At 58.4% G+C, this 22375-nt stretch carries 18 protein-coding genes; 9 read left to right on the top strand and 9 right to left on the bottom strand.

What is annotated here, in order from left to right; translation table 11 throughout:
• Positions 1-18 precede the first annotated feature (18 nt).
• Positions 19-1473 (bottom strand): HlyD family type I secretion periplasmic adaptor subunit, encoded by a 1455-nt coding sequence (locus ED655_RS04100; RefSeq protein ID WP_122049112.1) that lies wholly within the window; start codon positions 1471-1473, stop codon positions 19-21.
• 3 nt (positions 1474-1476) lie between these two features.
• A complete protein-coding gene (locus tag ED655_RS04095) occupies positions 1477-3642 on the bottom strand; it encodes an ABC transporter transmembrane domain-containing protein (protein ID WP_122049228.1) in 2166 nt (721 codons plus the stop codon).
• A gap of 305 nt (positions 3643-3947) precedes the next feature.
• Here ED655_RS04095 and ED655_RS15460 point away from each other — a divergent pair, with 305 nt between their 5' ends.
• The 3 genes from ED655_RS15460 to ED655_RS04080 all read left to right on the top strand — a co-directional run bounded on the left by ED655_RS15460 (position 3948) and on the right by ED655_RS04080 (position 8927).
• Positions 3948-4154 (top strand): hypothetical protein, encoded by a 207-nt coding sequence (locus tag ED655_RS15460; protein WP_162993388.1) that lies wholly within the window; start codon positions 3948-3950, stop codon positions 4152-4154.
• Positions 4155-4530: 376 nt separating this feature from the next.
• On the top strand, positions 4531-8031 hold the full coding sequence (gene metH, locus ED655_RS04085; protein ID WP_408735642.1) for a methionine synthase: 3501 nt from the start codon (positions 4531-4533) through the stop codon (positions 8029-8031).
• A gap of 143 nt (positions 8032-8174) precedes the next feature.
• Positions 8175-8927, top strand: a complete 753-nt coding sequence (locus ED655_RS04080; protein ID WP_122049109.1) for a YdcF family protein — start codon at positions 8175-8177, stop codon at positions 8925-8927.
• A gap of 64 nt (positions 8928-8991) precedes the next feature.
• Here ED655_RS04080 and ED655_RS04075 read toward each other — a convergent pair whose 3' ends face one another.
• Both ED655_RS04075 and ED655_RS04070 read right to left on the bottom strand, forming a co-directional pair.
• The gene (locus ED655_RS04075; RefSeq protein WP_122049108.1) at positions 8992-9864 is read right to left on the bottom strand and encodes a hypothetical protein; all 873 of its coding nucleotides are present in this window, start codon (positions 9862-9864) and stop codon (positions 8992-8994) included.
• A gap of 90 nt (positions 9865-9954) precedes the next feature.
• On the bottom strand, positions 9955-11031 hold the full coding sequence (locus ED655_RS04070; RefSeq protein ID WP_122049107.1) for an alkene reductase: 1077 nt from the start codon (positions 11029-11031) through the stop codon (positions 9955-9957).
• A gap of 123 nt (positions 11032-11154) precedes the next feature.
• On the opposite strand from ED655_RS04070, the gene ED655_RS04065 reads away from it, so the two are divergent.
• Positions 11155-11451 (top strand): ArsR/SmtB family transcription factor, encoded by a 297-nt coding sequence (locus ED655_RS04065; RefSeq protein ID WP_122049227.1) that lies wholly within the window; start codon positions 11155-11157, stop codon positions 11449-11451.
• A gap of 354 nt (positions 11452-11805) precedes the next feature.
• Entirely contained in the window at positions 11806-11979 is a 174-nt protein-coding gene (locus ED655_RS15455) for a hypothetical protein (RefSeq protein WP_162993387.1), read from the top strand.
• Positions 11980-12070: 91 nt separating this feature from the next.
• On the opposite strand, the gene ED655_RS04060 is transcribed toward ED655_RS15455, so the two are convergent.
• Entirely contained in the window at positions 12071-12454 is a 384-nt protein-coding gene (locus ED655_RS04060) for a hypothetical protein (protein ID WP_122049106.1), read from the bottom strand.
• Between the two features lie 33 nt (positions 12455-12487).
• Between ED655_RS04060 and ED655_RS04055 the strand changes: the two genes are divergently transcribed.
• The 3 genes from ED655_RS04055 (at position 12488) to ED655_RS04045 (ending at position 15673) form a co-directional block, all read left to right on the top strand.
• The gene (locus tag ED655_RS04055; RefSeq protein ID WP_122049105.1) at positions 12488-13471 is read left to right on the top strand and encodes an RluA family pseudouridine synthase; all 984 of its coding nucleotides are present in this window, start codon (positions 12488-12490) and stop codon (positions 13469-13471) included.
• 312 nt (positions 13472-13783) lie between these two features.
• A complete protein-coding gene (gene rpoH / locus ED655_RS04050; protein WP_122049104.1) occupies positions 13784-14698 on the top strand; it encodes an RNA polymerase sigma factor RpoH in 915 nt (304 codons plus the stop codon).
• A gap of 318 nt (positions 14699-15016) precedes the next feature.
• Positions 15017-15673: a CPBP family intramembrane glutamic endopeptidase gene (locus tag ED655_RS04045; RefSeq protein WP_122049103.1), complete on the top strand. Its 657-nt coding sequence runs from the start codon at positions 15017-15019 to the stop codon at positions 15671-15673.
• A 70-nt stretch (positions 15674-15743) separates the two neighbouring features.
• Here the strand turns inward: ED655_RS04045 and ED655_RS04040 are convergent, their stop codons facing one another.
• On the bottom strand, positions 15744-16625 hold the full coding sequence (locus tag ED655_RS04040) for an NAD(P)-dependent oxidoreductase (RefSeq protein ID WP_122049102.1): 882 nt from the start codon (positions 16623-16625) through the stop codon (positions 15744-15746).
• A gap of 123 nt (positions 16626-16748) precedes the next feature.
• Here ED655_RS04040 and ED655_RS04035 point away from each other — a divergent pair, with 123 nt between their 5' ends.
• Positions 16749-17528, top strand: a complete 780-nt coding sequence (locus ED655_RS04035) for an AraC family transcriptional regulator (protein ID WP_122049101.1) — start codon at positions 16749-16751, stop codon at positions 17526-17528.
• A 143-nt stretch (positions 17529-17671) separates the two neighbouring features.
• Here the strand turns inward: ED655_RS04035 and ED655_RS04030 are convergent, their stop codons facing one another.
• The 3 genes from ED655_RS04030 to ED655_RS04020 all read right to left on the bottom strand — a co-directional run bounded on the left by ED655_RS04030 (position 17672) and on the right by ED655_RS04020 (position 22369).
• A complete protein-coding gene (locus ED655_RS04030; protein WP_162993386.1) occupies positions 17672-20320 on the bottom strand; it encodes a Hint domain-containing protein in 2649 nt (882 codons plus the stop codon).
• Between the two features lie 447 nt (positions 20321-20767).
• On the bottom strand, positions 20768-20980 hold the full coding sequence (locus ED655_RS04025; protein ID WP_122049099.1) for a hypothetical protein: 213 nt from the start codon (positions 20978-20980) through the stop codon (positions 20768-20770).
• A 99-nt stretch (positions 20981-21079) separates the two neighbouring features.
• Positions 21080-22369: an adenylosuccinate synthase gene (locus ED655_RS04020; RefSeq protein ID WP_023979133.1), complete on the bottom strand. Its 1290-nt coding sequence runs from the start codon at positions 22367-22369 to the stop codon at positions 21080-21082.
• Between the last annotated feature and the right edge of the window lie 6 nt (positions 22370-22375).

Raw genomic sequence — 22375 nt, 5'->3', positions numbered from 1 at the left:
CGTGACCGTCTTGCAGGCTCAGTTCGGCTCGCGCATGCCGTTCGACATGGCAGGAATAACCTTGCTGAACAGATACTGGATCATCGTACGCTTGCCGACCTGGATATCGGCAGAGACAGACATGCCAGGCGTAGGATGGAAGAAGCTCGGCACGCCGTGAAGTGTGTACCGATCAATCCTCAGTCTTACGCGATAATACCCACTCTGTGAGGGATCCTCATCTCCTGCGGACATCTGCCCCATCGCACCGCTCTTGGCATCAGAGGCTGTAAAGGCATCCGCACTGATGAGGCGTACTGTTCCTTCAGCACCACCATACTGGGTGTAGGGGAATGTCGCGAACTTCAGCAGGGCATGATCTCCAAGCTTGACGAAACCGGCATCGTTTCCTTTCAGAACTGCCTCGACCTCAAGAGCCGCGCCAGTCGGTACAATCGACATCAGAACCTGGGCAGGTGAAATGATCGAGCCGACCGATAGCTTGGCAATGTTGAGCACAACGCCTTCATCAGGAGATTTGAGCAGAACCAGCTTGTTGCGCAAGGCTGCCTTCTCATAGTCACCCACTGCCTCGTCCAGCCGATGCTGAACCTCGGCAATCTGGGTATAGACCTGTGCCTTCCAGTTCTGGATATAGGCATCGCGCTCGGCCTCAGTCGCCGCAAGCTTGGATTTGGTCGCAGCTGCTGTCTGCTGTGCCTCGATCTGGGCTCTTTCAGCTTCCATCAACTCACTCTGCGCTGCCAGGGTTGAAAGCTTGCTTCCAACCTGGTCAGCCTGAAGCCGACGGCGCATCTGAAGGACCTCATTGGCCACGCGCCCGCGGCTCTGATGCATCGCCGCACTTGCGAGCGATCCATTGATCTGGCTCTGCATCGCCGCGATTTCCTGATCAAACTGACTGATCTTGGCTGTATATTCAGCCTTGCGCCGGGCATAGGATGCCGCTTCTCTCGCCGCAGAACTGTCATTCAGGTCAGGCGCATAGTTTGTTCCATCCGCCTCGGCATGCAGCCGCGCTATTGTTGCCTGATAAGAATCACGCTGGGCCTTCAGATTGACGAGATCGGCCTTCGTGATTGTCGGATCCAGATGCGCCAGCACCTGGCCCTTCTTCACATATTGACCGAGTTCGACATCAATCGAGCGGATGATGGACATCTCCATGGGCTGGATGACCAGATTATTGTTCACCGCAACCAGCCTGCCCGGCGTGCTGACGACCTTGTTCAGCGGAAACACACCAGCCGCGACCAGCCCGGCAATGAACATGGCCCCGACCAGCCAGATGATATAGCGCGCCGATGCCGTAGGAGGCAGATTGACCAGTGCCGAGCTTGGCGAATGGAATTCGAGCAGGGCCAGGGGCAGACCCTGAGGCGAGAACGGGTCATCAGCCTGTCTGGGAACATGCTGCTGGATCTCGGTGCTTTCGTCTTTCCCGTTCCCGGGAACAATATCCTTGTCGCTCATGGCTTATTCCTCATCCATCAGCATGGGATCGTCATTCTGATCGGTATTTTTGGCGTTATGGGCCGAATGCTCATGGCGGTTCTGTTGCATCCACAGCATGCGATAGATTTCGCAGCGTTCAAGCAGCACGCTATGCGGCGCCACATCGACAACCTTGCCCTTGTCCATGACGCAGATCTGATGGCAATCGACCAGCGAGGACAGACGATGGGAGACGATCACCATCGTACGCCCCTTGCCGATACGCTGAAGATTCGCATTGACCAGTGCTTCGCTCTCAGGGTCCAGAGCCGAGGTGGCTTCATCCAGGATCATCAGCTTCGGATCACTGATGACTGCGCGGGCAATCGCCAGTCGCTGCCTCTGGCCACCCGAGATGTTGGTCGATCCTTCCTCGATCGGCGTATCATATCCGGCGGGCATACGGTCGATGAATTCCTCGGCCCCGGCCAGACGGGCTGCACGAATCACGTCATCCATTGTGTAACCCGGTCGACCCGCGGTGATGTTGTCACGCACCGTTCCACGGAACAGGAAGTTATCCTGAAGCACCACACCGAATGAACGGCGCAGATGGCTAAGGTTGATTTCCCTCAGTTCCACTCCGTCAAGGCGCAGATACCCCGTATAGCTGCGGCTCACACCTTGAAGCAGACGGGTAACAGTGGATTTGCCCGAGCCTGAGCGCCCGACGAGACCCAGCATGGTTCCGGCAGGAATTTCGAAATTGACGTTGTTGAGCGCCTTGATCGTGGTGCCCGGATAGCTGAAATCGACCTGCGCAAAGGAGAGCGCCCCTTTGATTGGCGGTCTCAGCCCCGAAGTAAGGGCCTTGGTCTCGGTTGGCTGGTTCAGCACCAGACCCGCCTCACCAAGAGAGGTCATGACCTCGTTGACGTCTTCAAGGATCTTTGCCAGCCCCACGAGAGGTGCCGCCACACGACCACCCAGCATCATGAACGCCATCAATGCGCCGGGCTGGATGCTGCTCGATCCGGTCAGGATCAGATAAGCCCCGACCAGAATGATGCCGCGATTGATGAACATGTCGAGTGGCATAACCAGCGTGCTGGGCCAGTTCTGCATGCGCCCTGCCGCCAGCTTCCACCGGATGACCTCTGCTGTCGTCTCGTCCCACTTTTCGCGACGGACTGGCTCAAGAGCCAAGGTCTTGACTGTGCGGATACCAGCAACCGTTTCATAGAGAATGGAGCTGCGATCCATCTCTGCCTGAACCATCTTGTTGTAGACACGTGTCATCGGTCCAAGGAAGATCACGATGATCAACCCGATAAGTCCTGCACAGGCCACCGTCATCCAGGCCAGGGTCGAACTCATCCAGAAAAGAAGCGGCAGGATGACAATCAGCGTGAACATATCGAGGAATGTCGACATGAGCTTGCCGGTCAGGAAGTCACGCACCCTGTAGATCGACATGTAGCGGCCGAGGATGCGTCCTGTCTGTTCACGCTCATAGAACTCAAGAGGCAGCGCCAGAAGGCGATTGAAGGCATGAAGCGAGATACGCGTATCAACGCGCGTGGTCATGACCAGGGTCAGCTCGCGGCGTCCATAGGTCAGCAACGTTTCGTAGAAACTCAAGATCAGCACGATGGCCGTGATTGAAACAAGGGTGGACATCGAGTGGTAGTTCACCACCCGATCAAGCACCTGCATGACGATCATGGCCGGGAAGATCTGCAGCACCGAAAGCACCATCGATGCAAACAGGATATCACGCAGCGACTGCTTCTCGCGCATGACCACGCGCGCGAACCACATCAGGTCGAACGGCGCATCGGCCTCCGACATGTCGCGACGGCGCTTGACCAGCAGGATGTCACCTGTCCAGACCTGGGTCAGCCGCAGTTCATCCACAGCGACGGGAACACTGCCCTCATCCCCGAGAGGATCGCGCAACCAGACGATATTCTTGTCGGGATCGGCCCGCACCATCAGAGCGGCAGAACCATCGCGAAACATCAGGACAATCGGCGGCGTGTTCTGCATGCGCACAAGATAACGCCATTTGATACGCATCCCCTTCGCCACGGCACCATTCTCGTTCAACCATCTGGCCAAAGACGCAGGCGATGGTGACTCTTCCCCCGGCTCGGCCGCGAAGTCACGCATATCGAGATCGAGCCCATGGTACTTGGCAGCAGCCATGGCGGCGCGCAGTCGGATATAGACGGGATTATGGTTTTCGCTGTCCGCAGCGACGCCATCACGATGCTTCACGAAGCTTCCTCTTGTGTTTCACTAAGCCGCTGAGACTTCAGGGGGCTCGAATAGCGCGAATACCCTACCCCTTGTCGAGCGAGAATTCCGTGTTTTTATCATAAGTCATAGAAATCGCTTAACTCGACACGAAAACCCCTCATATTCTGGAACAGTTATTATGTAAATTCCGAAACAAGCCTGCAAAAAATACATAGAATTTAAATTCTGTAACGTGCTCTGAACACCGTATCTTGTTGCAGCAACTCCCGAATGCCCTCAACTCGACAGGACTCACAGGCGAGGATGACGTAGGAAAATTGCGGACAGATGCCCCGCACCCGATCGAGAAACAACTGATTGAGGGACGTGACAAGGTCACCCTGCCCGACACAGCAGGGACAAAGGCCGCCATGCCTCCTACTGCCAATCGGGGCGGCCGCGATGTGACGATAGACTGACCATCCAGCGTGCCTGTCCACTCCGACTGCGAGGCAGGCGCCCTCATCACAACGGTCAGCCAGATCAGACGGCATCGCCTCTTCGTCACCCAGTATCGTAAAGGGGATACGTCCATCTCCCGTCATTCGCACCTCCGCGCATCCTGTATCACGCACCGAGCATATGGCTCGCTGAGGAATGTGTGAACCTGACAGATGGATCATAAACTAGCGGTCGGCAGCCAGGACATAAAGCGGCTTCACCATCGCTAGCGTTACTCTGGCAGTGCATCATACTGGACAGATGCGGTTGCCTCTGAAAAAAGGCAGGCAGCCGTAGCGCCCAGTCGCGGCTTCGCATCTGCGCCCGACCCATAAAGCGAGACTGACTGCCATCATGACACGTCCCCATCTTCTCGACGCCCTGCGTGACCATGTCCTGCTTTGCGACGGCGGGATGGGCTCACGCATCCAGATGCTCGATCTGGAAGTCGAGCGCGATTACTGGGGGCAGGAGAACTGCACCGAGATCCTGACGCTGTCGCGCCCCGAACTGATCCGCGAGATCCACCGCGGGTATTTCGAGGTCGGCGCGGATATGGTCGAGACCAATACATTCGGTGGCTCGATCGTCACTCTCGCCGAGTTTGGCCTTCAGGACCGCGCGCGCGAGATCAACCGCAAATCGGCCGAGCTGGCGCGCGAAGCCGCCGAGACCTTCAGCGACGGGCGTCACCGTTATGTTGTGGGCTCCATTGGCCCGGGCACCAAGCTGCCCAGCCTCGCCAACATCGATTACGATACCCTCGAAGCCGGAATCATCGAGCAATGCCGCGGCCTGATTGACGGTGGGGTCGATGCCTTTCTGATCGAGACCTGCCAGGACACGCTTCAGATCAAGGCTGCTGTCAATGCCGCCAAGGCTGCACGGCGCGAGCTGGGCTCTGACGCCCCCATTTTCGTGCAGGTGACGGTAGAGACCACCGGCACACTTCTGGTCGGCCCGGATATTGCCGCAGCCGCCACCACCATTCACGCGCTGGACGTGCCGCTTATCGGCATGAACTGCGCCACCGGCCCGCAGGAAATGGCGGAACACGTGAAATGGCTGTCCGAGAACTGGCCCGGCCTGATTTCCATCCAGCCCAATGCAGGCCTGCCCGAGCTGGTGAACGGCACCACGCACTATCCCCTTACCCCCGGTGAGATGGCTAGCTGGGTCGAGCGCTTCATCGTGGAGGATGGGCTCAATCTGGTGGGCGGATGCTGTGGCACCTCCACCCCGCATATCCAGGCGCTGGACGGGATGCTTCGCAGGCGTGGCGGGACCGGTCATCGTCCCGCTCCGGTCAAGCGCATCCATCACTGGGTGCCGTCTGTAGCCAGTCTCTATACCCAGACGCCACTGCGACAGGAGAACTCCTATTTCTCCATTGGCGAGCGCTGCAACGCCAACGGGTCCAAGAAATGGCGCGAGTTGCAGGAAGCTGGCGATTGGGATGGCTGCGTTGCCGTCGGGCGCGAGCAGGCCGCTGAAGGCTCCAATGCGCTCGATCTCTGCACGGCCTTTGTTGGGCGCAACGAAATTGCCGAGATGAATGAGGTCGTCACGCGTTTCACGTCTTCCGTGAATGCACCTCTGGTGATCGACTCAACCGAGACCCCTGTCATCGAGGCTGCGCTCAAGCTGCATGGCGGCAAGCCCATCATCAACTCGATCAATTTCGAGGATGGTGAAGGCCATGCCCAGGACCGCATGATTCTGGCGCGCAAATTCGGCGCGGCAGTAATTGCGCTCACCATTGATGAAGTGGGCATGGCCAAGACGCCGGAAGACAAGCTGCGCATTGCCGAGCGTCTGGTCGATTTCGCCTGCACCAAGCACGGTCTGCCGCAATCCGATCTGATGATCGACCCGCTGACCTTCACCATTGCCACGGGTGTGGAAGACGACCGCAAGCTGGGTGTCTGGACGCTCGAAGGCATCCGGATGATCCGCGAGCGCTTCCCCGATATCCAGATCATTCTCGGTCTGTCGAACATCTCCTTTGGCCTCAATCCGGCGGCCCGCGCCGTTCTGAACTCGGTCTTTCTCGATCATGCCGTCAAGGCGGGCATGACGGGTGCCATCGTGCATGTGAGCAAGATCCGCCCGCTGCATCTGATTGCCGCTGAGGAAGTAAAGGTGGCCGAGGATCTGATCTTCGACCGACGCAGCGAGGATTATGACCCGCTCCAGAGACTGCTGGAACTCTTTGCAGGCCGCAAGGCGGCTGATGCCGTTCAGAAGCGTCGCGCCGAGACGCCAGCCGAACGTCTCAAGGATCGTATCGTCGATGGCGATCGCAAGGGCATCGAGGATGATCTTGCTGCGGCAATGGAAGAAATGCCGCCGCTCGACATCATCAACACCGTGCTTCTGGATGGCATGAAGGTGGTGGGCGAGCTGTTCGGCGCAGGCAAGATGCAGCTGCCCTTCGTGCTGCAGTCGGCGGAAACCATGAAAACCGCCGTAGCTTGGCTCGAACCCTATATGGAGCGCGTAGAGGGTCAGGCACGCGGCACGATGGTGCTCGCCACCGTCAAGGGCGACGTGCATGATATCGGCAAGAACCTCGTCGATATCATCCTCACCAATAACGGCTATCGCGTCATCAATCTCGGCATCAAGGTGCCTCTGGCTGACATGATTGCCGCCGCGCGCGAGCATAATGCGCAGGCTATCGGCATGTCCGGCCTGCTGGTGAAATCGACGGTGATCATGCGCGAAAATCTGGAGGAAATGGCGCGACAGGGCATTGATGTTCCGGTTTTCCTCGGCGGTGCGGCGCTGACACGCAATTATGTCGAAGACGAATGCGCCCGCTCCTATGGCATCGAAGCACCGGGTCGTGTGGCCTATGCGCGCGATGCCTTCGATGGGCTTTCGCTCATGGATAAGGTCGTGAACGACCAGTTCGACGACTATCTGAGCGCCATCCAGACACGTCGGGCGGGCAAGCAGCGCAAGACCGAACGTGCGCCGGAGCTGGCCGAGACACGCGGCTTTGCCCCCATAGACAAGGAGGCCGCACGCGCACGCCGCAGCCGTGTTGCCGGTGGCGAGCCGGTACCCGTACCGCCTTTCTGGGGCTCACGCGTCGTCGAGGCCACGCCTGCTGCCGTGCTGCCCTTCCTGAATGAGCGCTCACTTTATCAGTTCCAGTGGGGCTTCCGTAAGCAGGGACGCTCGCTCGAAGAGTTCATGGTCTACGCCAAGCAGGAGCTCCGCCCCGTGCTCAAGCGTATGCTGGCACTTTGCGCGGAAGAGGCCATTCTCAAGCCTCAGGCCATATACGGCTACTGGAAGGCTGCCGGTGAAGGCAACGACCTTGTGCTGTTCCATGAAGATGGCGTGACGGAGGCCGCGCGCTTTGCCCTGCCTCGCCAGCCGCGCGAAGACGGCGAATGCATTGCGGATTTCGTGCGCGATATCGACGATGCCCAGCGCGACGTGGTGGGACTTCAGGTCGTGACGGTCGGTCAGAAAGCATCGGATCTGGCGCGGGACTGGTTCGAGGCCAATCGCTATCAGGACTATCTGTATCTGCACGGGCTTTCGGTGGAGATGGCCGAGGCGATGGCGGAATATACCCACAAGCGTATTCGTGCCGAGCTCGGCTTCGCCGGCGAAGACGATCGCGACATGGAAAAGATGCTGGCGCAATCCTATCGCGGCTCGCGTTACTCCTTTGGCTACCCGGCCTGCCCACGCCTTGAAGATCAGGAGCCCATTCTGAAGCTGCTCGATGCCGAACGCATTGGCGTGTCGCTTTCGGACGGCTACCAGCTCCATCCTGAGCAATCGACTTCCGCACTGGTCATGCTCAATCCACGCGCCAAATACTTCACCGTCTGACCTGAGTGTGATGCCGCGCATTGCGGCATCGGGTCTTAGAATGAAGCGCGTTCAACCCGTGCTTCCCACCATTGCGGGAGGCATACCCCCCGGCTGGCTTCCCCCTGTACCGGCTCTTGGGGGCCGATACCTGTGGGACCGAGATGACACAGCCTGATTTTTCCGCTCTTCAACGACCAGAAATCAGGGAGGCGGCAGATCGCATTGCTGCCTATCTGGCCTTGACCAGCGTCGACGATGCGCCCGGCCGGATCGATCTCGTCTGTCTTGCGGGCAATGGCGTACTGGCCTGCGTAGATCACGCGACCAGTCTGGCGCGCCAGCATGACTGTCTTTTGCTGATCACGGGCGGAATAGGCCACTCTACACCGCCGCTGCTAAGCGCTATCGCCGCCCGTCTCGGCTGTCGGGAAGCTGCGCTAGCCGGGCTTGGAGAAGCGGAACTTCTGGCGAAACTGATTGCAGCGGATTCTCTTCTGCCCTCAGACCAGATCATACTCGAAACGCGCTCGACCAATACGGGTGAAAACGCAGCGTTCAGCCAAGCCATGCTCGAAGAGATGGGGTTGAAACCCCATCACATTGTCCTTGTGCAGGACCCCCTGTTACAGCGCAGGACCGATGCCACATTTCATCATGTGTGGGCAGATCACCCTGCACGGTTTTTTTCGTCTCCGCCCTTCATGCCCCAGCTTGATGCTGCGCTTACCGCAGAATCATGGACTATCGAGCGCTATCTCTCCCTGATCTTGGGCGAAGTTCCACGCCTCCACGACACGGTCGACGGCTACGGTCCGAGAGGGAAAGGCTTCATCGGCCATGTCGATATTCCGCATGACATTCTGGAAGATCACGCAGTTCTCGCGCAGGCTTTCGCGGCTCAGGCAGGGCGCTGAGCCGCAGATGAGCCGCAGATGAGCCGCAGACGAGCCGCAGCATACCCTGCGGCTCCGCAAGGCCTTAATAGGCGTAGGCAAGTCCTGCATGCAGGGTCAGGCCATTCTGTATGCCGCTCGATGACCCGCTATCGAAAATCTGTCCTTCGCTGATCGTCTGATAGCGTTCGTGGTAGGCATCATGGCCGTAAGACGTATAGGCATAATCTCCCCCGGCAGTCAGATGCCAGTGGTGGGTCATGCGATAATCCACACCTAGACTGCCTTCCCATCGCGGGCGGGTGGTCGAACTGCTGACACGGTAAGTCGTGGTATCGAGGATTTCGGCCCAGCCGAAACGGCCACGCAGCACGAGGCGATCGGTCAACGCGTAATCCGCATTCAGGCCCAGTCCAACGAAGAACGCATTCTGTCCGCCGAAGGATGAATAGCCGTAGCTGTCGTAGCCGCCCTGTACAAAAGGCGTTACGAGCGCCTTGTCGTTCAGGAACAGAAATCCTTTACCGATTTCTCCGCGTGTATAGGTTGAGCGCGCATCATCCCCGCCTCCCACTTGCCAGGAATCCTGACTGTAGGTCGATGCATAGGTATGGGCGTATTTATTGTTGCGCGTTCCCGAACCAAGACGGAACAGCGCAGATGCATAGAGGTTATGCACGTGCCCGATATCGACCATGCTGGATGCATCGAGCTGAAAGCCGGGCACCCATCCGATACGCCGTGACCGGGACTGCGAAGTATAGCTGTACGGACGGGACCACTGACCGCCAGTGCTTTGCGACCGCACCCCATAGCCGCCGACCATGTTGTCGAAAATCCCCGCCATTGAAAGGCCGATTTCGCGATTGACCGCAACAACGGGCACGGGATCGGCCAAAGCGGATCCCACCGACAGGACGGAGAGAAGCGAGGCGACGAGTACGGGGAGCTTGCTCATGAAAGTTCCAGAAAGAAACGAATTGTATCTCTCTGGAACCCAAAGCCACCTCGCCGTCAACGTTTCGCCGAGGCAATCAAGCGAATGTCATCATTCGTTATAAAACGGATAATCCGTATACCCCTCGGTCCCACGACTGTACCATGTCTTTATATTGTCCTGCTGAAGAGGAAGATCCTTCTCCAGACGACGTGGAAGATCAGGATTGGCGATGAATTTACGCCCGAAAGCGATGGCATCGGCTACGCCATTTTCAACGGTTTCAATTGCCTCTTCGCGTGTATAATCCTGATTCAGGACCAGGGGATGAGTGAATACCTGGCGAATGGGACCATGAAGCTTGGGCTGATCGGTTTTGCCGAATGTGCCGTTCTGACCGGGCTCGCGCAGTTCGAGGAAGCCGATACCAAGATCGTTCAGGAGTTTTGCCGCCGGGACGAATACCGTCTCGGGTGCGCTATCGATGCAGCCTTGCGTGTCACCATTCGGAGAGAGACGGACTGACGTGCGATCCGCGCCTATGGTGGCAATGACACGTTCCGTCACTTCACGCAGAAAACGAATGCGGTTTTCCGGCGATCCGCCGTACTCATCCTCGCGATGATTGGTTCCATCACGCAGGAACTCATCAATCAGATAGCCATTGGCCGCGTGAATCTGCACGCCATCGAACCCGGCTGCGATAGCATTGCGCGCAGCAACTTCGTATTCGCCCAGGATGCGCGTGATATCGGCCTTGGTGAGTGCGCGTGCCTGCTCGGGATCCTGCTTGCCGTCATAAGTGTGCAGCGGGCCGGGCGCAGAGGTAGGTGAGCTGGAAACCGGCTGCTGACCCGTTACGCTGGAATGGACCATACGACCCATATGCCAGAGCTGGACAACAATCTTGCCCCCCTTGTCATGCACCGCCCTGGTGATCGGCTTCCAGGCCTCTACCTGCTCCTGCGACCAGATGCCGGGCGCATAGGGCCAGCCCAACCCCTCACGACTGATACCCGTTGCCTCGGAGATGATCAGACCTGCGCTGGCGCGCTGGGCATAGTATTCTGCCATGACCGGCGTCGGCACATGCTCACGTGTGCCACGGCCACGTGTGAGCGGTGACATCAGGATCCGGTTCTTCGCGGCAATAGCGCCAAGCTGGATCGGATCGAACAGAGTTGTCATAATGCTAAGTCCTCATGAACCCATGGGGTTTAATTCGATTTTGATCGAACAATATCAGGAATGGGGATGCGTCGCCGTGACGACAACCCCTTCCCTCCTGTTTTTTGGAACCGGACAGCCCAGATGCCTGATTACGATCATCCCCCTGTGGAGAGCCTCACCCTGCTGGGAGTCCTGCGAGGGCTGGCAGATCCGATCCGTCTGGAAATCGTCCAGCACCTCGGTTCGGTTCCCGAAGCAAGTTGCGCCGCACTGCTTGGTGATCGGCCACGCTCAAGCATGTCCCATCATTTTCAGGTACTGCGTGAAAGCGGCCTGCTTCATACGCGCATACAGGGGGTGCAGCATTTCAACTCACTTCGCAGAGAAGATCTCGAAGCGCGTTTTCCCGGATTGATGCAAGCCGTCCTCGCTGGATAGACTACCCGCAATATGCGCTGGCATTGATGCCACCATAGCAATGCGTGGAGGCCGCGCCATCACGGCCGGAACAGGACGGGGCTTCTGCGCGATCTGGACAGCGAAGATTTTGCGCCAGTGGCGATGACCGCCACAAATAACAGCGCGGTGGTTCGCCATGAAGGGGTCGGTGCAGGCATGTCCTTTTTCAGCGAAAGACCTCTCCCGCCCGTCATGGCGCAAGCGCCGAGTAATGGCATCGTCAGTGACTATCCTGACGTCAAACCGACCGACTGACGCATCGACCAATATGTGCTCTCAGGCGTCTGTCACCTGCATATTGCGCCGCACCGGGCGACACGACGTGTCGAAGTCATGAATGATCCGCCACCGCTCGCGGTGATGCCGCCTCATCTGGGCATGGACAAGAAAAGCTTCAGCCCGGAAACGGGACTTGTCGAGATAGGGTCTGTCTATGAACGCCTTGTCCTAGAGGCGGGGCGTGCCGAAACTCCTGTCGTACTGACCCGGCCAGAAATGATGGGTTGACTAGCGCCCGTCGTATCGCGTGCCAGCTCATGCCCCCGAAGCGCTCATTTTGGTATATCTCCCAGGCTCCCGGCGCGGGAGGGAAATCAGCTCAGGGAGTAAGAGCGAAGCGCGCCATCACACGATTGGACTCAGGGCTCCAGATGACAATCTGCTCGCCTTCGGGGGTCGCGATCAGCAATGACAGACTACCGTCGGGGCGTACGGTCTGTGAGAGCACATGCCCGCCACCGTGAAGGGTGAACACGGCTGCCCTGTCACTCCCTTTCTGACCGGCCCTGGGTGCCACGATGTCGCTTTCCCCCGGCATAGGGGAAGAAGGAAGTCGTGTCTCGTGCAGGGTTGCCTGGTGGGGATGCATGGCACGATGGACCACAACGCCGATCAGCCCGGCCGTGCCGATGACGATCATCACGCCCATACCGATAACTGCAGCCATCAGAACACGTGAAACAGGGGGTGGCGGCGTAGTCATGGCGGCAAGTGATCCTAATTGCTAAAGGGGCACATGACCGATGCCCATGCCCCCGATGAAAACCGATTCGAGTTTGTTGTCACGCCAGAGCAGGCAGGGCAGCGGCTCGACCGCTTTCTGGCCGATTCCATCGGCACGCTCTCTCGCTCACGCGTCAAATCCCTGATCGAGGCCGGGCAGGTTTTCTGCGACGGCGCCATCATACGCGAGCCTTCGGAAACCACCAGAGCAGAGCGATGCTTCACGCTGGTCGTGCCGCCTGCCGCCCCCGCTCGCCCGCAGGCCGAGGATCACGCCCTGCCGATCCTGTTCGAGGACCGCGACCTGATCGTGCTGGACAAGCCTGCCGGTCTGGTGGTGCATCCAGCACCGGGTAATGAGACAGGTACACTGGTCAACGCCCTGCTCGGTCATTGCGGTGAGGATCTGGAAGGAATCGGCGGCGAAAAGCGCCCCGGTATCGTGCATCGTCTCGACAAGGATACGTCGGGGCTGATGGTCGTCGCCAAGACGCCGCTTGCGCATAATGCGCTTTCCGATGCCTTCGCCGCTCGTGATATCGATCGAGCCTACAAGGCGCTGGCATGGGGGCTTCTGCCAGCCACCATCAGTTATGATGGTGCGATCGGGCGGGACAAGCGCGACCGCAAACGCATGACAGTCGTCACCCAGGGGGGCAAGCACGCCCTGACCCATGTGCGCTGCCTCGAAGCCTTCGACGCCTCCGTAAGCCTGATCGAATGCAAGCTCGCGACGGGTCGTACTCACCAGATACGCGTGCATCTCTCTCAGGCTGGCCATCCGCTGCTTGGCGATCCGGTCTATCTGCGACGCATCCCCGCGGCCGCACGTGGGTTGCCCGAGGCAGCAAGAAGGACAGCGCTCGACTTCCCTCGTCAGGCTCTTCACGCGGCGCGGCTCGGCTTCACCCATCCCCGGACAGGGGAGAACCTCCTGTTCACCTCGGAGCCGCCAGAGGATTTCCAGTCACTCCTGCGTGCGCTGCGGGGGCGTTGATTAAAGCGCGTTTTCGCCCTGCTTCAGGCTAGATAAGGACTTGCGCACCCCGTGGACTATCGGCCGGGTTAAATAGGAGTAATGTAGTACGTTTTCTTGACTCGGAAAAAGCTGTATGATCCACTCATAGCCAATCCGACGAGCTGACGCGCCGCCGGAACGGACGTGCCGCCTGATATCGCTCAATGGGAGGGTATCGCGCGGTGACGTAAGTCCTTCCTTATCCATGCGTCACCCGCCAGCGGGAACCAACAGGGTAAATACCCGTATATCTGGTTCCTTCTCTGTCCGGGCGAAAGGAGTTGCAGCCCAATGGCCTCTTCCGCCGTCATGTCTATCGGCCCTGAAAACAACCTCACGCGGTACCTTCAGGAGATCCGAAAATTCCCCATCCTGTCACCGCAGGAAGAAGTCGAACTTGCCCGCCGCTGGCGTGACAAGGAAGACGACGCTGCTGCCCACAAGCTCGTTACTTCCCATCTGCGCCTCGTTGCCAAGATTGCCATGGGCTATCGTGGTTATGGCCTGCCGCTGAACGAACTGATCAGCGAGGGCAATATCGGCATGATGCAGGCCGTCAAACGCTTCGATCCCAATCGTGGCTTCCGCTTAGCTACCTATGCCATGTGGTGGATCCGCGCAGCGATGCAAGAGTACATCCTGCACTCGTGGTCGCTCGTGAAAATGGGCACCACTGCGTCACAGAAGAAGCTGTTCTTCAACCTGCGTCGTCTGAAAGGCCAGATGCAGGCCATTGATGATGGAGACCTGAAACCGGAGCAGGTCGACAAGATTGCCACAACGCTTGGTGTGCCCGAGCAGGATGTGGTGTCGATGAACCAGCGCCTCTCGGCACCGGATCACAGCCTCAATGCCCCCCTCCGCAGCGACAGCGAGGGCGAGTGGCAGGACTGGCTGGTTGACGATCAGGAAAGCCAGGAAACGACGCTGGGTGAAGCGGAGGAAATGAGCGGACGTCAGGCTCTGCTGACCGAGGCCATGAAATCGCTGAACGATCGTGAGCGGCATATTCTGACCGAAAGACGCCTCAAGGACGATCCGTCGACACTTGAGGAGCTCTCACACGAATATGGCGTATCGCGTGAGCGTATCCGCCAGATCGAGGCGCGTGCGTTCGAAAAGCTTCAGAAGGCGATGGCCGCCGAGGTTGAACTGCGCCGCAAACAGGACGAAGGAATCTCCCTGCACCATCATGTGCAGGCCTGATCCGACCCCGCTGGGTTTGCAGTTGCTCTGCAGCCCCGGCGAGAGAGCCGTTTCTTTCTGTCCAACCTGCTTAGCGCCACGCATCACCCGAGTATCAGGTGCAATGTCTCAGTGTACCTACGTCGAGAGCACCGTGCCGCCTTTTCGGCACCCTCTCGGCGGTGGCATGTCAGTCACGACAGGATCCGAGTAACGGGTGTATTCCACCGCACCCGCATTGGTCGCAGCATTTCTGGCGTCGCCTGACGCGGTCTACTCCCATCCGATCGGGCGTTATCATCACGACGGCAACAACCTGTCCCGAAGAGGTGTGAAGCCATGACGCCCTCCCACCCTATCCCCGCAAAACCCCTCCTGCTCCGGACGCTGCGTCTGAGCGAATTTCTCGCACTCTACGGGGGTGGCCCGCTTCTGGTGCTGGCCCTGCGTCAGCCGGGACTTCTATTCGCCGGGTTGTGGATTGGCGCAATCATCGCGTGGCTGTCCATACGTGGACGTCTTCCCGTATCCTATAGCGTGCATCACGAAGTACGTGCCGTGTTCGTACGCTTCGGGATTTTGGGGAGTGCACTGACAATTCTGGCCTTTTTTCTCTGGCCCACCCATTTCCTCGACCTCCCCCGACACCGCCCGGGCTTCTGGCTGGTTGTTATGGGCCTCTATCCCCTGCTCTCCGTCTGGCCACAGGAAATGCTCTACCGGGGCTTCCTGTTCCATCGCTATCAGTCACTGTTCGTGACCCCAACGCGTCGGATACTCGCCAGCGCAATCACCTTTGCCTTCGCTCATGTCATCTTCCTCAACTGGATTGCCATAGCCCTCACCTTCGCTGGCGGCTTTCTGTTTGCCCGCGATTACGAGCGTCACCGCTCGTTGCGCCTCGCTTGTCTGGAACACTCCCTTTATGGCTGTCTGATCTTCACCATCGGAATGGGGCGATTTTTCTACACGGGCGCGGCCTGGCATCACAGCTGAGACCACACTTGCACCTGACATGCCGGGAGGGGCGCGAAATTCGCCATCCGGCTGCCCCTCCTCTGTCAACTCAATCGCGCTTGCGCCCTGCTTTCACCTGCTCCTGCAACACCACGAAATCTCTTGCCCCGTCGCCTGCCTCGATAGAAGCAGCAAGACGATCGCGCACGATGTCGGCATAGGGCAGGTCCAAACCAAGCTCATGCCCGGCTTGTAGGAACATTTTCACGTCTTTCAGGCCCAATGTGACAGGTGCCCCCGGATAATCATAGGCGCGGTCAACCATGAGCTGACCGTAATTTCTGTGCACTGGGGCATTGCAGAAGCTGTTGGTCATGATCTCGAACACCAGTGCCGGGTCTGTCCCCACCTGCTCGTTGAGCGCAAAGACTTCCGCCATCTGCTCAATGGTCGAGTAGATCATGAAGTTGAGACTGAGCTTGACGAGATTGGCCTGCACCGGGTCATTCCCCACCCGGAAAATCCGCTGGGTGAACGCCTCCATGACTGGGGCCACGCGATCCAGCGCGGCCTGCTCACCGGCAATCATGGCATAGAGTTTTCCAGCCTCGGCGGCGGGCGGCCGACCCAGCACATTGGCGCTGACATAATCCTGACCACGCGCCGCATGACCATCGCGCAGCCGACGCGCCTGATCGAGTGAGAGCGTGCTGCAACAGACATGAACGGCGCCTTCACGCATGGCTTGCGCAAGTCCATCTGGTCCAAAACTGGCGTCCTGAGTTGTGGCATCGTCAAACAACATGGAAAATACGACATCTGCCTGCCTGGCCACCTCTGCGGGTGTGTCTGCCACCACGGCACCGTGCGCGACGAGGGCGTCGGCCTTTGAGCGGGTGCGATTATAGACCACCAGATCATGTCCGGCCTCAAGCAATCTCATGGCCATAGCGTGCCCCATGGCACCAAGGCCGATAAAACCTGTCTTCATAGGCGTGTCTCCCGAATGATCACCTCATGACACCCAAAGGCGAATAAGCTGAGCCTAGCGGCTTATTTGCTGGCGTTCCTGCGCCTGTGCGCCATAAATCAGTGCATGGACGCCAAATGCAGCATGGTCCCGCACGAAGTCACAGCGCATGACGCCCCCTGGATTCTCGGGGGCCATATGGGACAGGGCGAGCGCCGTGAGGCCCGTCCGCATGTCCATGAACGCGGGCAGATTTTCGGAATTGCGAGTGGCGTCATGGCGCTGCGCACGCAGGCAGCCCAGTGGTTGATCGGCCCTGGGCAGCTGTTATGGCTTCCGCCATCCCTGAGTCACGAGGCTCGCTCCCACGGCGCGGTCATGGGCTGGAGCCTCTATGTCCATCCTGAGCGATGTCAGGCCCTGCCAGTGTATCCATTTTTGTCGCGCGGGAGCGATCTGCTCAATGCCCAGGCCGTGCGACTTGCCCGCGTAGCACGTGGGGCGTTGTGGTCACCCACCGTGACACGACTTGCAGAAAGCTTCTGGGATGAGTTTCTCTCGATGCCCCAAGACACGGGCGCCCTCCCCTTTCCGCAGGATTCAAGGCTCAGGCGCGTGGCACAGGCACTGACAGATAATCCTGCGGACCAGCGCAGACAGCCCGACTGGGCCAGACTGGCCACGATGTCGGAGCGCTCCTTCGTTCGTCACTTCAGACAGGATACCGGCCTGCACTTTTCAGCCTGGCGACAACGCCTGCGCATCGCCCATGCCTATGAGAAACTTGGCCAGGGAGAGAATGTGGCCAGTGCAGCCCTGAGCGTCGGCTATGACAGCTTTGCTGCCTTTTCGAAGGCATTTGCAAGCCTGACCGGCATGCGACCTTCCACAATCAAACGCCGGACGGACCCCACCCGGCAGTGAGAAGACGCCCCTGCCCGGCCTTTCCGGGCAAGTCCGATGCCGTTCGTTGATCCGGCACATCGGGTTCTGTACGGCGCGCCTGGCCTGTCGACAGCAACGCCGTCAAACAGACACAGGCGAGCACCTCCTGACAAGTCTGTATGTCAGGCTGTCAAGGCAATCTGCTGGGCCTCAGAAGGCTCATTCAGATAGGTTGCGGTATCAATCACCTCAATGCTCAAGATGATCGGAGACATGCTTTCATGAGAAGCCAGGGGTAGCCATCCGTAGCCGTCTGTCCAGCGTACGCCCCCTTCTTCCGAATGCCATCCTGGGAGCCACTCGCCCGTCAGATGCGCAGTGACGACGAATTGTCCCTCACATGAGAACCCGTCAATGGCACCGACCAACACGCCCAGACGTCGGCGGTCATCGACGTAAGGCCCGATGCTGTCACAGGGACGCGCAGCGCGGGACGCAATATGGACCCCTGCCGTACCGGGAGGAAGCCGGAATACATATCGCGAACCGTCACGGCGCACCGGACGGATGTCACAACCAGCACCATCGACAAGACGCAGATCAGGCTCGCTTGTCAGGTTGGCCGTATCCTGCGCAGCGACACCCTGGGCAAAACGCTCATACAAAGCCTGCGCAAAGTCACGCTCCACACAAAGCGGCAACGCGTAAGGCTGTACAGGAGGTGCCCCCAGCGAGACGACGTTATGCGTTGCGTTGAAAAGATGCCTGTTGCCCGTGTCGATATAGCTTTCGGCAGGCGTATTTTCGGCAAGAATGATCGAATGCTCTGAAAGCTCGATATGATAATACTCGTAGCTCTGCATCGAGAGATCATATCGGATGGTCGTACCATTCACGAGCATACGGATCGGCAACATCTTGCCATCAAAAGCGAAACAGTGTTCCGGTGTTACGAGCAGGTCACGGGATGGCACACCCGGCTCGAAGGCATTTTCCTCAATGCGTACCGGATATCCCGCAAGGTCGGCAGGCTGCCAAGGCTCAAGCCGGTTGAACCGCTGGCCAATCCAGATGATCGGGCGGAATACGATTTCACCCTCTACCTTGCAGGCAACAGGCTCACCAACCTCGAGTTCCTCGACGCGTACCTCCCCACGAGCAGTCAGGATATGCGTTCCCTTGAGGAAGCATATTTCGGTTACGGCTTTGTCAACAACCAGATAGGCACCATTCCCTACTGATGGGTCCCTGACAACCGATCCCGACATTGCCGACATGGTACCGCCAGAGGCCACCTGACCGCTGATAAGCGACCCGCCAGCCTGTATCAGCGCAATATTATTATCATAACCGCTATTGTAGAAGGTATCGTTGACCGAACTTCCACCGGAATATATTGTTACAGGGTCAGAATTGAATTTATTACTTTTCGTCGTGCCGCCAGAAGATACATAGACGGCACCATTAGCTATGTAAGAGCTAGCCAACGTGCCGCCATTCTGAACGTAGATATAATTGCCGTAGCCCGAGAGACCCGTGGCTACTGCCCCACTGGTCACCCACAATATGGCACCATTTCCTAAAGTGGCCGGGGCCTGTACGGACGAAAGGCCATTTGTATAAACCGTGGTACCACCTGAATTGACCGCGCTCCATGTCCCATTAAGCACGGTGCCCGTTGGTGATGCCGGCGTTGCTGGAACGGTGACAGTGCCGCCAATCGACGTATAGGTTGCGAGATAAGTGCCAGGATCTGCATTGTAGCCGGAGAGATTGACCCCGGAACCAAACACTGCAGACCCTCCGGAGGCAACATGCAGACCGTTGATCGTGGCCCCGGTTGCGGCGCTGATTGTCGTGTTGCTGGTGACATTTGCATGAGTGACTACCGCACCACTGGCCACCTTGACGCTCTGAACAGCGAAACCATACCACGAATATGTATCATCGGTGGAGCGTGCTCCCGTGCTCAGGGTAACGTCACACCCGTCGAGCCGGTTGTTGCTCAGCGTCGCACCGCTATCAACACGCACGTAGGTGCGGGTGATATGTGAGTCTGTGATACTACCGCCTGCATAGACGCTGATTGTAGGGATTGTTCCTGAAATGCAGGTCAAACCTGAGACCACTGCACCGCTGCCGACATAAAGCGTCGCACCATTCAGGATAACAGGATCGCTGACGGTGGTAGTCCCGTTCTGGTAAACCGTCTTGCCATTTACATTGACCGCAGACCAGACACCATTCAGCACAGCGCCTGTCGAGACGACGTCGCCATTCCCAAGATATCCGGAAAAGGTCATTACTCCTGACTGAATATAACCACCATTGAGCGCCTGAATTCCGGTTGTGGTACCCGCAGCAAGCGAGGCGGAACCACCGTTGACAGCCGAGATATTGGTGCCGACTGCGCCCGTCTGTAATTGAAGATATCCACCGCTTCCCACCGTAGCGCCCGAGACAGTCGCGCCGTTCAGCGCATAGCTCCATGTTACGCCGGTACTGCCTTTGACATAGGTATCATTGATCGACTGAGCACCTGAACTCAGCGTGGTGCTAACGCCACTCAGGTTGTTCCGGGTCAGGACGCCTCCACTGGCGACTGAGAGCGTGCCGCCATCCAGATTGGCACTCGTGACGGCACCGCCTGTCTGAACCGTGATCGCCAGGGAACTGCCCGAGAGCGATGTAACAGTCGCACCGCTCATTACCGTGATCGATGTGTTGGCCGCAAAGCTTGCAGGCTGGCCAACATACGTTGTCCCGCTCTGATACATAGTCTGACCGCTGACATTCACAGCCGACCACCAGCCGGACAAGATTGTTGCCATTGTGGCACTCCTCGAATCTATGCGCGTCCTGACAGCAACGGGAAATTTCAGTCTGGAGAAAGTGCCATTCAGGCGAAGCTTTCTCTTCTGGCTTCCCGCGCGCATGTCAGATTGCGCTACCTGCAGGGAGGCCTATTTGTTTTAGAAAAACATGTAAACAGTTCCCTAATTGAATAACTATAAGTAACTATATATCGGAATGTTTTAATATAATATTAACGTTTAATTATTGTTTATGTCAGATCCTATATGTATCATTACCTTTTATGACTATGACCGTGCGTTACGAGTCCTCTATTCGCGCATTACAAACCTGTTTGACAAAGCGCGTGGCACGGACTGGCGACCGCCTAGCCGAATAAATGGATATGACATGAAAATGACGCTGAAGCGTCTGGTCGATATTATACAGAGCCGCACACGATACCACGCCCAGTATCGAGGTTTTCATATCGCGATGTTCGACCATGGAGGAGGCTCGCGCAGGTAAGGCGGACCGATCTGGAAGAGCGCAGCAGAGCAATCGAGCGCATACACATGCGCGATCGTGCTGCGATACGTCTCTGTATCTACCAGGTTAAGAATGAACGACCCGGCGAAAACGAGGCTGGCGGCCAGCCTTTGGTAATCACGCAGAAGCAGCGCAATTACTCGGAACATTCATGTCAGGGCCCGCAGGGAGCAAGGTCTCCCATCAAGATAGAGAGACCTTGCCCTTTTGCCAGACATCAAAAGCGGGCCTTGAGGCGTTATGCTTGCTCAGTCCTCGAAAGGATCGCGCATCAGGATGGTGTCATCACGCTCGGGGCTGGTGGAAAGCAGCGTTACCGGTGCCTCGATCAGTTCCTCGATACGGCGAATATACTTGATGGCTGCCGCAGGCAGATCGGCCCAGCTACGCGCCCCGAAGGTCGTTTCCTGCCAGCCCGGCATGGATTCCAGAACGGGCTTCAGCCTTGCCTGAGCGGCAGGGCTGGACGGGAAGGAGGTAATCACCTTGCCATCAAGCTCGTAACCCACACAGATCTTCACTTCCTCGAAGCCGTCCAGAACGTCGAGCTTGGTCAGGGCGATACCGCTGACACCGCCCACACGGGCTGCGCGACGTACCAGCACAGCATCGAACCAGCCGCAACGACGGGCACGCCCGGTGACCGTGCCAAATTCACGGCCGCGTTCGCCAAGATCCTGCCCGACCTGATCGAACAGCTCGGACGGGAAGGGCCCCTCACCCACGCGGGTGGTGTAAGCCTTGGCAATGCCGAGCACGAAACCCACCGTGCCAGGGCCGACACCGCTGCCACTGGCTGCGACTGCTGCAACCGTGTTGGAGCTGGTCACGAAGGGATAGGTGCCATGATCGACATCGAGCATGACAGCCTGCGCCCCTTCAAACAGGATACGACGGCCTGCACGACGGGCCTCGTCCAGACGCTCCCAGACCGAACAGGCGAAGGGCAGCACGCGCGGGGCCAGCTTCGCCAGATGATCCAGGATTTCCTGCTTGGTGAAAGTCGGCGCGCCGAGACCAGCAAGGAGCGTGTTGTGATGAAGCAGCAGCTCGTCCAGCTTCCAGTCCAGCGTCTCGGGCTCGGAGAGGTCGCACAGGCGGATGGCACGACGGGCCACCTTGTCCTCATAGGCCGGTCCGATGCCACGCCCCGTGGTCCCGATCTTGCGATCGCCGCGTGCGGCTTCACGCGCGCGGTCGGTCGCAACATGCAGCGGCAGGATGAGCGGCACGTTGTCGGCCACCCAAAGTGTCTCGGGATTGACCACAAGCCCCTGCGCAGACACGCGGTCGATTTCAGCAAGCAGCGCCTCAGGATCGACCACCACGCCATTGCCGATCACACCGGTCTTGCCGCGCACGAGGCCGGAAGGCAGCAGGGAGAGCTTATAGACCTGATCGCCCACCACCAGCGTATGACCGGCATTGTGACCGCCCTGGAAGCGGACGACGATATCCGCACGGCTGGCCAGCCAGTCCACGATCTTTCCCTTGCCTTCGTCACCCCACTGGGTGCCGATGACGGTGACGTTGGACATGCTCTT

This window comes from Asaia bogorensis (assembly GCF_900465345.1).
GTDB classification, from domain to species: domain Bacteria; phylum Pseudomonadota; class Alphaproteobacteria; order Acetobacterales; family Acetobacteraceae; genus Asaia; species Asaia bogorensis_A.
The sequence above is the reverse complement of the archived record's forward strand: the minus strand, read 5'-3'. Positions and strand labels throughout refer to the sequence as shown.

Bases quoted from the DNA above. Each gene is read 5' to 3' on its own strand.
- ED655_RS04035 (WP_122049101.1), top strand. From the start codon at position 16,749: ATGGTCCCGCACGAAGTCACAGCGCATGACGCCCCCTGGATTCTCGGG.
- ED655_RS04060 (WP_122049106.1), bottom strand. From the start codon at position 12,454: ATGACTACGCCGCCACCCCCTGTTTCACGTGTTCTGATGGCTGCAGTT.
- ED655_RS04040 (WP_122049102.1), bottom strand. From the start codon at position 16,625: ATGAAGACAGGTTTTATCGGCCTTGGTGCCATGGGGCACGCTATGGCC.
- ED655_RS04045 (WP_122049103.1), top strand. From the start codon at position 15,017: ATGACGCCCTCCCACCCTATCCCCGCAAAACCCCTCCTGCTCCGGACG.
- metH (WP_408735642.1), top strand. From the start codon at position 4,531: ATGACACGTCCCCATCTTCTCGACGCCCTGCGTGACCATGTCCTGCTT.
- ED655_RS04080 (WP_122049109.1), top strand. From the start codon at position 8,175: ATGACACAGCCTGATTTTTCCGCTCTTCAACGACCAGAAATCAGGGAG.
- ED655_RS04065 (WP_122049227.1), top strand. From the start codon at position 11,155: ATGCCTGATTACGATCATCCCCCTGTGGAGAGCCTCACCCTGCTGGGA.
- ED655_RS04055 (WP_122049105.1), top strand. From the start codon at position 12,488: ATGACCGATGCCCATGCCCCCGATGAAAACCGATTCGAGTTTGTTGTC.
- ED655_RS04070 (WP_122049107.1), bottom strand. From the start codon at position 11,031: ATGACAACTCTGTTCGATCCGATCCAGCTTGGCGCTATTGCCGCGAAG.
- rpoH (WP_122049104.1), top strand. From the start codon at position 13,784: ATGGCCTCTTCCGCCGTCATGTCTATCGGCCCTGAAAACAACCTCACG.
- ED655_RS04095 (WP_122049228.1), bottom strand. From the start codon at position 3,642: ATGGCTGCTGCCAAGTACCATGGGCTCGATCTCGATATGCGTGACTTC.
- ED655_RS04100 (WP_122049112.1), bottom strand. From the start codon at position 1,473: ATGAGCGACAAGGATATTGTTCCCGGGAACGGGAAAGACGAAAGCACC.
- ED655_RS04025 (WP_122049099.1), bottom strand. From the start codon at position 20,980: ATGTTCCGAGTAATTGCGCTGCTTCTGCGTGATTACCAAAGGCTGGCC.
- ED655_RS04075 (WP_122049108.1), bottom strand. From the start codon at position 9,864: ATGAGCAAGCTCCCCGTACTCGTCGCCTCGCTTCTCTCCGTCCTGTCG.
- ED655_RS04030 (WP_162993386.1), bottom strand. From the start codon at position 20,320: ATGGCAACAATCTTGTCCGGCTGGTGGTCGGCTGTGAATGTCAGCGGT.
- ED655_RS04020 (WP_023979133.1), bottom strand. From the start codon at position 22,369: ATGTCCAACGTCACCGTCATCGGCACCCAGTGGGGTGACGAAGGCAAG.
- ED655_RS15455 (WP_162993387.1), top strand. From the start codon at position 11,806: ATGAATGATCCGCCACCGCTCGCGGTGATGCCGCCTCATCTGGGCATG.